Origin of the sequence: Microcoleus sp. OTE_8_concoct_300, from assembly GCF_031383065.1 — a bacterium.
Classification (GTDB): Bacteria; Cyanobacteriota; Cyanobacteriia; order Cyanobacteriales; family Microcoleaceae; genus Microcoleus.
In genome coordinates, this window is the sequence record NZ_JANMZH010000885.1 from 1 (window position 1) to 9,208 (window position 9,208).

The 9,208-nt window shown below is 48.1% G+C and carries 11 protein-coding genes and 2 pseudogenes; 8 read left to right on the forward strand and 5 right to left on the reverse strand.

The annotated features are described in order from the left end of the window. Positions 1 to 82: 82 nt before the first annotated feature. Positions 83 to 332: pseudogene (locus ACUVJL_RS38565) on the forward strand (zinc ribbon domain-containing protein); the annotation flags it as partial. 20 nt (positions 333 to 352) lie between these two features. Here the strand turns inward: ACUVJL_RS38565 and ACUVJL_RS38570 are convergent. Beyond that, a complete protein-coding gene (locus ACUVJL_RS38570) occupies positions 353 to 550 on the reverse strand; it encodes a hypothetical protein (RefSeq protein WP_445250635.1) in 198 nt (65 codons plus the stop codon). Between the two features lie 219 nt (positions 551 to 769). Further along, positions 770 to 1,324 (reverse strand): RsbRD N-terminal domain-containing protein, encoded by a 555-nt coding sequence (locus ACUVJL_RS38575; protein WP_445250636.1) that lies wholly within the window; start codon positions 1,322 to 1,324, stop codon positions 770 to 772. Between ACUVJL_RS38575 and ACUVJL_RS38580 the strand changes: the two genes are divergently transcribed. Next, positions 1,314 to 1,445: a hypothetical protein gene (locus ACUVJL_RS38580; RefSeq protein ID WP_445250637.1), complete on the forward strand. Its 132-nt coding sequence runs from the start codon at positions 1,314 to 1,316 to the stop codon at positions 1,443 to 1,445. The genes ACUVJL_RS38575 and ACUVJL_RS38580 overlap by 11 nt on opposite strands. On the opposite strand, the gene rfaE2 is transcribed toward ACUVJL_RS38580, so the two are convergent. Further along, on the reverse strand, positions 1,442 to 1,936 hold the full coding sequence (gene rfaE2, locus ACUVJL_RS38585; protein WP_445250645.1) for a D-glycero-beta-D-manno-heptose 1-phosphate adenylyltransferase: 495 nt from the start codon (positions 1,934 to 1,936) through the stop codon (positions 1,442 to 1,444). The two genes, ACUVJL_RS38580 and rfaE2, sit on opposite strands and share 4 nt — an antisense overlap. Positions 1,937 to 2,276: 340 nt before the next feature. Between rfaE2 and ACUVJL_RS38590 the strand changes: the two genes are divergently transcribed. The 5 genes and pseudogenes from ACUVJL_RS38590 (at position 2,277) to ACUVJL_RS38610 (ending at position 5,597) form a co-directional block, all read left to right on the forward strand. Beyond that, on the forward strand, positions 2,277 to 2,702 hold the full coding sequence (locus ACUVJL_RS38590) for a hypothetical protein (protein ID WP_445250638.1): 426 nt from the start codon (positions 2,277 to 2,279) through the stop codon (positions 2,700 to 2,702). A 28-nt stretch (positions 2,703 to 2,730) separates the two neighbouring features. Then, a complete protein-coding gene (hpsJ-B, locus tag ACUVJL_RS38595) occupies positions 2,731 to 3,561 on the forward strand; it encodes a hormogonium polysaccharide biosynthesis protein HpsJ (protein WP_445250639.1) in 831 nt (276 codons plus the stop codon). 86 nt (positions 3,562 to 3,647) lie between these two features. Continuing rightward, complete coding sequence (locus ACUVJL_RS38600) at positions 3,648 to 4,544, forward strand: glycosyltransferase family 2 protein (RefSeq protein ID WP_445250640.1); 897 nt, start codon at positions 3,648 to 3,650, stop codon at positions 4,542 to 4,544. A 325-nt stretch (positions 4,545 to 4,869) separates the two neighbouring features. Next, positions 4,870 to 5,205: an ArsR/SmtB family transcription factor gene (locus tag ACUVJL_RS38605; RefSeq protein WP_445250641.1), complete on the forward strand. Its 336-nt coding sequence runs from the start codon at positions 4,870 to 4,872 to the stop codon at positions 5,203 to 5,205. 158 nt (positions 5,206 to 5,363) lie between these two features. Continuing rightward, a pseudogene (locus ACUVJL_RS38610) lies at positions 5,364 to 5,597 on the forward strand (DUF2087 domain-containing protein). Between the two features lie 81 nt (positions 5,598 to 5,678). On the opposite strand, the gene glgB reads toward ACUVJL_RS38610, so the two are convergent. Next, a complete protein-coding gene (glgB, locus tag ACUVJL_RS38615; RefSeq protein ID WP_445250642.1) occupies positions 5,679 to 7,970 on the reverse strand; it encodes a 1,4-alpha-glucan branching enzyme in 2,292 nt (763 codons plus the stop codon). Positions 7,971 to 8,414: 444 nt separating this feature from the next. On the opposite strand from glgB, the gene ACUVJL_RS38620 reads away from it, so the two are divergent. Further along, on the forward strand, positions 8,415 to 8,681 hold the full coding sequence (locus tag ACUVJL_RS38620; RefSeq protein WP_445250643.1) for a hypothetical protein: 267 nt from the start codon (positions 8,415 to 8,417) through the stop codon (positions 8,679 to 8,681). Between the two features lie 93 nt (positions 8,682 to 8,774). Here ACUVJL_RS38620 and ACUVJL_RS38625 read toward each other — a convergent pair whose 3' ends face one another. After that, positions 8,775 to 8,963, reverse strand: a complete 189-nt coding sequence (locus ACUVJL_RS38625) for a hypothetical protein (RefSeq protein WP_445250644.1) — start codon at positions 8,961 to 8,963, stop codon at positions 8,775 to 8,777. Between the last annotated feature and the right edge of the window lie 245 nt (positions 8,964 to 9,208).

Below are 9,208 nucleotides of genomic sequence, written 5' to 3' on the forward strand. Positions count from 1 at the left end.
GGCAAGATGCCCATCCCACAAGAAAAAATAACTCTTGTGGGATGGGCATCTTGCCCGTCCTAGTTATTTTTGCAAGAGGTCTATTGAGAGAGATAGATGGTTTCCTAGTTCTAAGCGGTGCAGTAATTGTGGGCATATTGCCCTTAAATTGCCGTTAAGTATTCGAGACAGGGAATGTCCAGAGTGCGGAACTCACCATGACCGTGACATTAACGCGAGTAAAAACATTTTGGCCGCAGGGCTTGCGGTGGAGCGTCTGTGGAGCGAGTGTAAGACCCCAACAGAGTAAATCTGTGAAGGCGACTGCTAAGAAACAGAAACCTAAATCGTGAGGTTTAGGAATCCCCGTCGTTCACGGCGAGGAGGATGTCAAATGTCCAACTGTGCCATTATACGAAACCATGCTGCGGGTTTGGTGATCTGTGACCACTACACCGCTGATGTTGCCAATTCCGGCCAAACAAACTGTTTGTTGAGTACGATCGATTTGGGCGATCGCCACAGCCGCTCCTTTGGTATTTTTTAAAGCAGGGTGCGCCTTCTGTGACATACTCCTACATCAAGCTGAGTACAGCGTGAGATGTAGGCTTCTTTGTAGCCCTATGAAGGGTATACAAAATTTCATTCGTGCAACAGAGTTTCCATGACTATTTGAGTGCGGGCACTGTCGAGAGTCCCGATCATGGGTAATATCAAATCCGGTAGCATCGTCCTGTATTCATCTCTCTGTTCTGGAGACTCTGCGTTCTCTGCGTTCTCTGCGGTTTAATCATTCCCATGCCACCGGAATTGATATAAAGCGAGAATTCCTTGCCAAATTTTGACTACTGGTGTTGACAATTCGAGCATTTCTTGCTGCTGGCGTTCGATGACTTCTTCGCAAGCTTTGAGAAAGATTTCTGTCACCCAAAGACCTAGCTGGTCTAATAAACTGGTGGAAAGCCAAAGTTGTTCGACAAGTGCGTCGCGGTTTTGTGTGAGTTCGTGACAAAGCCGATCGAACAATGGCTTTTTGAAGCATAAAATGAAACTCACTATCTCGCTCGGGAGTAAAGCCTCTCTGAACGCGCTCGCGCGAAACGGATGCTAGCAGCACCCGCATATTTTCCCATTCGGGTGTCTGGATGTCGCTAAAGTTACCGTGCCCGACTGCAATGTGGAGCAATTGCAGGAACTCTTGACACTCGGAAAGCAATTCTTTGGCTCTCATCAAGTCGTCGGGCCGCAGCCCGGTATTTTGCAGTTCTTTGAGCCAGTCTGCTAGCAGTTGTGCTTTGTGTCTTTCTAGGATTTCCGCGATCGTGTTATTGCTTGTGAGCTCCATTGAAATTCTCTCCTGCTTAGCAATTGGGATGAATTTGTACGAGCGATCGCACCAAGGGTATTTTTTGATCGGGCAACTTCTGACTTTAGCTCGCTGTTTGGTGTTTGCGATCGACGGTTAAGTACCTAATTGCAAAATGCGTTTGACGATCGCACTGGTAGAACTCGGAACTTCTATTTCGATCAAGGAAATCTTGCCACCTCCGGCGATAACAGCCGGTGCTTCCGGTAGAGTTTCGACTTGATAGTCTCCTCCTTTAACGTATATATCTGGCTTCAGGATATTTATCAGTTTAGTTGCTGTAATCTCGGAAAAAATTACTACGGCGTCTACTGGTTTGAGGGCGGCTAAAACTTCGGCTCGCTGATTTTCCGGTACGATCGGGCGAGGTGGCAATCCCGGCTGCTGCGGTTTGATAGCTTGCACGCTGGCATCGCTATTCAAGCCCACCACGAGCGATCGCCCCAAATTTTTTGCCGCCTGCAAATAGCGGACGTGCCCAGCGTGTAGGATATCGAAGCATCCGTTAGTAAACACGATCGGACGCCACTTGTCCGGATCGGATGCGATCAATCTTTCAAGTTCTTTCAACCTGTAAACACCAGAAATCATTGCAGTCATTACCAGCAAATTTGAACAGCGAGCAATTATCCTACCAAAAAATGTGATTTTTTGCACTTTTGCTATTGAACAATCCAGCACTCAAGCTGCCGATAATTAGTAGTTGGCGATTAGTAATTGGCAATTAGTAATTGGTGACTCTTAAGCAAGAAGGAAGAAGTATGAATGCCCAGCGGCGAAGCTGATCTGGTAAACAGAAGGAAAAAGGAAAAAACAGCTACTCGTGTATCTGTGGCAACCGTATCGTGCTGCTGGTAATTAGAGGTTAAAAAGGTTCGGGAACAATTATTTATTCCACCCCTCTGTTATATCAATTACTATAAGACAGGGGATGCGAGTTCCACGGCCTCTGGCAGGCGATCGGGTAGTGGGAACCCTAGGGGGTGAAACCCAGCGAAACGCGCTTCTGCTGTGTCTATTATTTCTGACACCGCCGCGCGAGCGAAAGCTAGTTAAAAGCACCGAACCCAAGCGTGCAGATCTTATCTTTAAGCTGCATTCGTCAGACCATAGAAGAAGCCAGCAGTTGCTTGCTGCAGTTTCTGGGCGCTATCTTAACCAAGCTTTACAGCCACCCCTGAAGCGTGGCACCTCGAACAACTCTGCATACCTGTGCAGAAACTCAATCCTTTGGGCTAGCAACCGCAGCCTGTGGAAACCCAGAGGAAAGTCGAGGTGGGTACCCCAAGCAGCTATTTTGGTGGAAAATAGCTTGGAACTCGTTCAACAAAATCAAGTCAACTACCCCCTTAAATGAAACGGTGTAGAATTATCTCACAGGAATTATGAAAGCAAGTAATAGCCGTCAATTTTCTTCAGTAGCTGCTCGAACTCTAAAAGTAGTTGGGATTATCTTGATTCTCTCTGCTTTGCTTGACTGCATTGTTCTGTCGCTGCCGGGAGAAACTTCGGACCTTCTCAATCGAGCCTGGCAGTTGGCCGCAGCAACTCAGATAGTTGACAGGGGCATTATTCCTTTGATGGGTATCGCCCTTCTGATGACTGGCTTTTGGGTGGACAGCAGCAGTGGAGTCTCTATTGAGCGACGCAAGGTTTGGCTGGACTTGCGATTCTGGGCGCTGTTGATTTCCAGCTTGTTAGGTCTAGTTTACCTATCTCTGGTTCCCGTTCACCTCAACAATACTCGTTTGGAACTCCAGAATGCTCTGGCTCAAGTCGATCAAGAAGCGGGACAAGCGGAAGGTCAACTTGAGGCGCAAATTAAAAGCGATCAGTTTAAAACTCAGATAGAACAGCTCAAAAACCAGCGGCGCACCCAGATAGCCGCCCTGCAGCAAGACCAGGGGAAGCTGCAACAAGCCCTCCAGAGCCCAGATGTTCCCGAGGAATTGAAAGCTGTGCTTCGGAATTCCAAAAATGACCCGAAAGCCCTCGACAACTTCCTGGAACAGCAAGCTCAAGAACTGCCCACTCAAGCTCGCAACGAGATTCGCACCCGCAAGCAACAAAAAGAGAAAGAGTTAAGAACTCGATCGAGAAATTCGAGTTTGCAGACGGGAATCAGCAGTTTGTTGTTAGCTATAGGCTACATTACTGTTGGTTGGACGGGATTGAGAAGTATGGGAATTCTGCGGTTCGGCCGCCGCAAAAATTGACCGGCGCTGGCAGGGATCGCGCTGGTCGAGACATCCCTGAGAAATAGTTTGTTTACCGAATAGTTTGCCATTACTGAAAGCTGGGAATGTTCTCAATTTATATTCTGACTTACAACGAAGAAATTGATATCGCCGCTTGCATTGAATCGGCGCTGCTTTGTGACGATATCATTGTAGTTGATTCTTTCAGCACCGATCGCACCCTTGAGATTGTTCAGAACTATGCCGTGCAAACAGTGCAGCACCGCTTTGAAACTCACGGATGCCAGCGGACTTGGATGCTCCAAGAAGTCCCGTGCAAGTACGAATGGGTTTACATCCTCGAAGCTGACGAGCGGATGACGCCTGCACTGTTTGCTGAATGCTTAAAGGCGATCGAAAGTCAAGAATATATCGGCTATTACGTAGCTGAAAAAGTAATATTTATGGAGCGCTGGATTCGCCGCAGCACTCAATATCCCCGCTATCAAATGCGCCTGTTTCGCAAAGACCGAGTGTGCTTTACTGACTACGGTCACACTGAACGGGAAGTCTGCAACGGGCCTACTCACTTTTTGAAGGAAACCTACCCTCACTATACTTGCAGCAAAGGTCTTTCCCGCTGGATTGAAAAGCACAACCGCTACTCGACTGACGAGGCGGCTGAAACTCTCCGCCAATTAGAAGCGGGTCAAGTAAATTGGTGGGATTTATTGTTTGGCGCGTCGGAGGTGGAAAGGCGCCGCGCTTTGAAAGATTTTTCTTTGCGCTTGCCTTTGCGGCCTGTGGTCCGCTTTTTCTATATGTATATTTTACTCGGCGGATTTCTTGACGGTCAAGCGGGATTGACTTGGTGCACGCTGCAAGCTTTTTATGAATATCTAATTTTGCTGAAAGTTTGGGAAATGAAGCATCTGCAACTGCCAAATAAAGACGCTGTGGAGGAACAATCTATGGAGGAAGTAGTAAAAATTGAGTCGCCTAAAGTTTCCTCAAACATTTAGTTATGAGTTATTTGTTATTTGTTATTTGTTATTTTTTTAGTCCAGGACTCATAAACTAATATAGCAATCCTTGCAGGAGTCGTAAATTTTTTACCCCACCCCAGCCCTCCCCGAACTCGCGGTCCGGGAGTAAGAAATTCACAAATGATTTAGGATCGCTATATTGTCAACCTCATGCTAAACGATTGAACGCACCAACTCGATCGAGCAAGCATGGACAATCGCAAAACTAATTTGATAAACTTCTAATTAGATTATTGTCTAATTAGTTCTATGACACCTCAAAACCTGCAAACCCTCTTGGATTTTTTCAAAGCCCTGAGCAATGAGAGTCGGCTCAAGCTGTTGGGGGTTCTGGCGAGGGCGCGAGTGTAGTGTAGAAGAGTTGGCGGCATTGCTACACTTGAAGGCCCCGACAATCTCTCACCATCTCACCAAGCTCAAGGAGCTCAACCTAGTCAACCTCAGTCCGCAGGGCAATACACACCTCTATCGCCTCAATTTAGAACAACTCGAACACCTTAGTGGAGACTTACTACTCACCCCAAATAGACTCCAAACCCTAGCCCAGGATGTGGAACCAAAAAACTGGGAAATCACTGTGTTGCAGTCCTTTGTGACAGACAATCGCATCATATCATTTCCGGTTACACCGGAATGATGTTGACGGTTGACGGTTGACTGTTGACTGTAGAAGGAGGGGTCAAAAAAATGAAAATTGCACGAATTATTTGTTGGCCTCGGGATTAGACTTTACGCCCGACGAATGAAGCAAGGATCTGATATCATTCCTGCGCAGCCGGAATTGATATCACCAGCATTCCTGCCAGCCGCAAAAAACGGTTTGTGCTTTTGAAATGGCTTGTGGAAAAGTTTGAATGCGATCGAGATTATTCTGAGAAAGAAATCAATACCGTGCTGAAATAACATCATGAAGACTGCGCCACCCTCCGGCGGGAATTTATTGGGTATCGGCTGATGAGTCGTGATCGAGATGTTTACCGGCGTTTACCTGAGACGGAATGGTTGAGCGAGGTAGGAAATTTCAATTAATAAAGCTACCCAAACATTAAACAATGGGTAGCTTTGTTGAGAAATTAAGTTACAGTTATGAGTCAGTCGATCGGCTAAAAACTATTGAGAATTACGCAGGGCAGTTTTTTCGCGATCGATCTTTAAAATCAACACACCCAAAGGCGGCAAACACAAGTCGATCGAATAAGGACTGTTGTGGAACCACCACTCATCAGTCCACTTGCCTCCCAAATTCCCCATATTGCTACCGCCGTACTCGCGCGCGTCGCTGTTAAACAACTCCGTATAGAAACCCTCTTCCGGAACTCCTACCCGATAGTGAGAGTGGGGCTGCGGCGTAAAATTGCACACCGTCACCACAAACTCGTCCCCATCCTTCTCTCGGCGCACAAAGGCCACGACACTGTGCCGGTTGTCGGTGCAATCAATCCACTCAAACCCATCCTCAGCAAAATCTTGACTGTAAAGTGCCCTTTCGCTGCGGTACAAATTGTTCAAATCCTTAAAAAACAGCTTCAACTTTTGGTGCGGATCGAATTGCAGCAACTGCCACTGCAAATCCCCCCAAACGTTCCACTCGTGCCACTGGCCGAACTCCATCCCCATAAAGATCGTTTTCTTTCCGGGATGAGCAAACATAAAAGTAAACAAACACCGCACGTTTGCAAACTTTTGCCATTCGTCCCCTGGCATTTTCCCGATGATGTGAGCCTTGCCGTGGACTACCTCATCGTGGGACAAAGCCAGCATGAAATTCTCGCTGTGGTTGTACCACATACTGAAAGTTATGTTGTTCTGGTGGAACTGGCGGAACCACGGGTCCATGTGGAAATAGTCGAGCATATCGTGCATCCAACCCATGTTCCATTTCAGGTTGAAGCCCAAACCGCCTACATAGGTCGGCCAAGATACCATCGGCCAAGAGGTAGATTCTTCGGCGATCGACAGCGCCCCTGGGAAATAGCTAAAAATGACGTGATTCGCCTGCCGCAGAAAATCTGCCGCCTCGATATTTTCCCTGCCTCCGTACTGGTTGGTCAACCATTCTCCGGGTTCGCGACAGTAATCCAAATAAAGCATCGAGGCCACCGCATCTACGCGAATCCCGTCGATGTGGTACTTGTCAAACCAGAACAGAGCGTTTGATACTAGGAAATTCCGCACTTCGTTGCGGCCGTAGTTAAATACTAGGGTTCCCCACTCTTTGTGCTCGCCCTTGCGGGGGTCAGCGTGTTCGTACAAGTGAGTTCCGTCAAAGAAAGCCAAACCGTGACCGTCTTTGGGGAAATGTCCCGGCACCCAGTCCACCAGTACGCCAATGCCGTTGGCGTGGCACTGGTCAACAAAATACATGAAATCTTCAGGTTTGCCGTAGCGGGAAGTTGGGGCGAAATAACCGGTGACTTGATAGCCCCAAGAACCGTCGAAAGGATGTTCGGCGATCGGCAGCATTTCGATGTGGGTGAATCCCAAATCTTTGACATAGGGAATCAGCCGATCGGCCAATTCCCGGTAAGTCAGAAACCGCGCCCCGGGATTCAGTTCCGAAACCTGTACGGCGGGTTCTATTTCCCCATTTGGTAGCACGGCGGGTTCGTCAGTAGCGGCGTGCAGCCAAGAACCGATGTGGCATTCGTAAACCGAAACCGGCTGCGTCAGTTGGTCTGTGTGCCGCCGCTGTTCGATCCAAGCACTGTCGTTCCAAGTGTAGGTATTTAAGTCGGTGACAATTGATGCGGTTTTCGGCCGCACTTCTTGCTGGAAACCGTAAGGATCGGACTTTTCGTAGGGATGTCCGTCTTGGTTTTTCACTTCGTATTTGTAGTGAGTTCCCACGAGTAGTCCCGGAATAAATAATTCCCAGATCCCGTTATGCGATTTCCGCATTTGATGTTTGCGGCCGTCCCAATAGTTGAAATCGCCTAAAACAGACACGTTGCGGGCATTCGGGGCCCAAACGGCAAAATATACTCCTGTGATGCCATCTACGGAGGTGAGGTGCGCCCCCAGTTTTTCGTAAATCCGGTGGTGGTTGCCTTCTGAGAATAAGTGAAGGTCAAATTCTGTGAGTTTGGGCGATCGAAAGGCGTAGGGGTCGTAAATAAAGCGATCGTGTTCTCCTTCTTTGACCCGCAGTTGATAGTTTGCTAGTTCTGGGGTTTCGATCGTACATTCAAAAAAATGAGGATGATGCTCTGATTTCATCGGGTATTCGGCCCTGGCCTCCGGCACAACCACCGATACCGCATCCGCATTCGGCAGATAAGCTCGGACGACCCAGAGTTTTTTGCCATTTTCTTCGAGGGCGTGGGGGCCTAGCACTTCAAATGGATCGTGGTGCTGATTCCAAACAATCCGGTCAATCTGTTCAAAGGGGACGGTCGCGGGCATAAAACTACTTACCTCAATCTTTTGACTAAATGGCTTTCAAAACCGTTGGCGGCGCTGCACTTTACATTTCGATACATTTTTGATCGCTAATCCTACCACTGATTAGCATGATTTTGCCTGCAGCGGCGACCGCGCGCGCCCGAGGCGCACACAGCAGGCAATCTTATTACCTTGCCGACGGCCGAGCTGGGGTTTTACTGCTAACATCTAAGTATAGAAATATTAAAACAAATTGAAAAATTTATATTTTCTCGCAAATACCCTTGACTTTTTATCGAATATGTGATATTCAAGTTTTTTCAAACTCTTGTCGATTTGCGGCTGCCGGAGGGTCAAGAAGAGTAAGTGTTGGGGAGCCACTAATCATTTAGCTGGAATTTTCAGGCAGGGACGATCGCTCGATCGACTTTCAAATCCCGGAGGCTGGGTTTCCCTACAAAGTCCGTGAATTTTGGCAATGCGCTCAAACAGCCTGCAGATGGTCAACTCGATATTGAGGAATCAAAGCTAAAGGACTCAGCAGGGCGGCAGCAGCAATATCTGCCACGCTCAAGGAATCTCCTACAATATAGGCACCATCTCGCCAGCGACGGTGCAACAGGTTTAAAGCAGCACTCAGGCGTAACGGAAGCGAGTTTTGCCGAGGGAAGGTTAATGCCGAACTGGTGGCGGGCCTATTGCATCACTAACTGGCTCAAAACAGACCGGTAGATTTGCCTGCCCACACCGACGCGAAACTCCTAGTAAACAAATCGAGTAGCAATGCCGATGCTTTCATCGAGCCAGTCTTCGAGCATCCAAGCCTCAGCTTGCTTTTCTCTCGTCTGCTGGACACAGCGACCGGGAAGGAAACCGAGACTCGATCGAGTGCAAAATTTGCGTCGAGTCTGCGAGATCCTCCGGTTGAGCTTCGAGTTGAGGCAGCAGCACTGGCACTGTCCTCAAACCTCCTGTCAGAGCCTTGAGTTTCAAAACGTGCAGGCCGGGAGTCAAATTTTGAACTTGAAAGAAAATGCCCTTGTAACCCAGCTTTCTCAGCGGACTTTGCGGCAGTAAGGGGAGGTACTGAACTTTAGTAAAAGCATCAGACTACAACTCACACCCAACTTGAGACCTAGACCTATGAGATGAAAAAATGCGAGGAGCGAACGATTTTTCACCTGGAGGCTAGGCTCGTTGGGCAAACACTCTCGGATCGCCCTAGTTAGGGAGACTTTTTAGTAGGAGAAGGGGAAGCA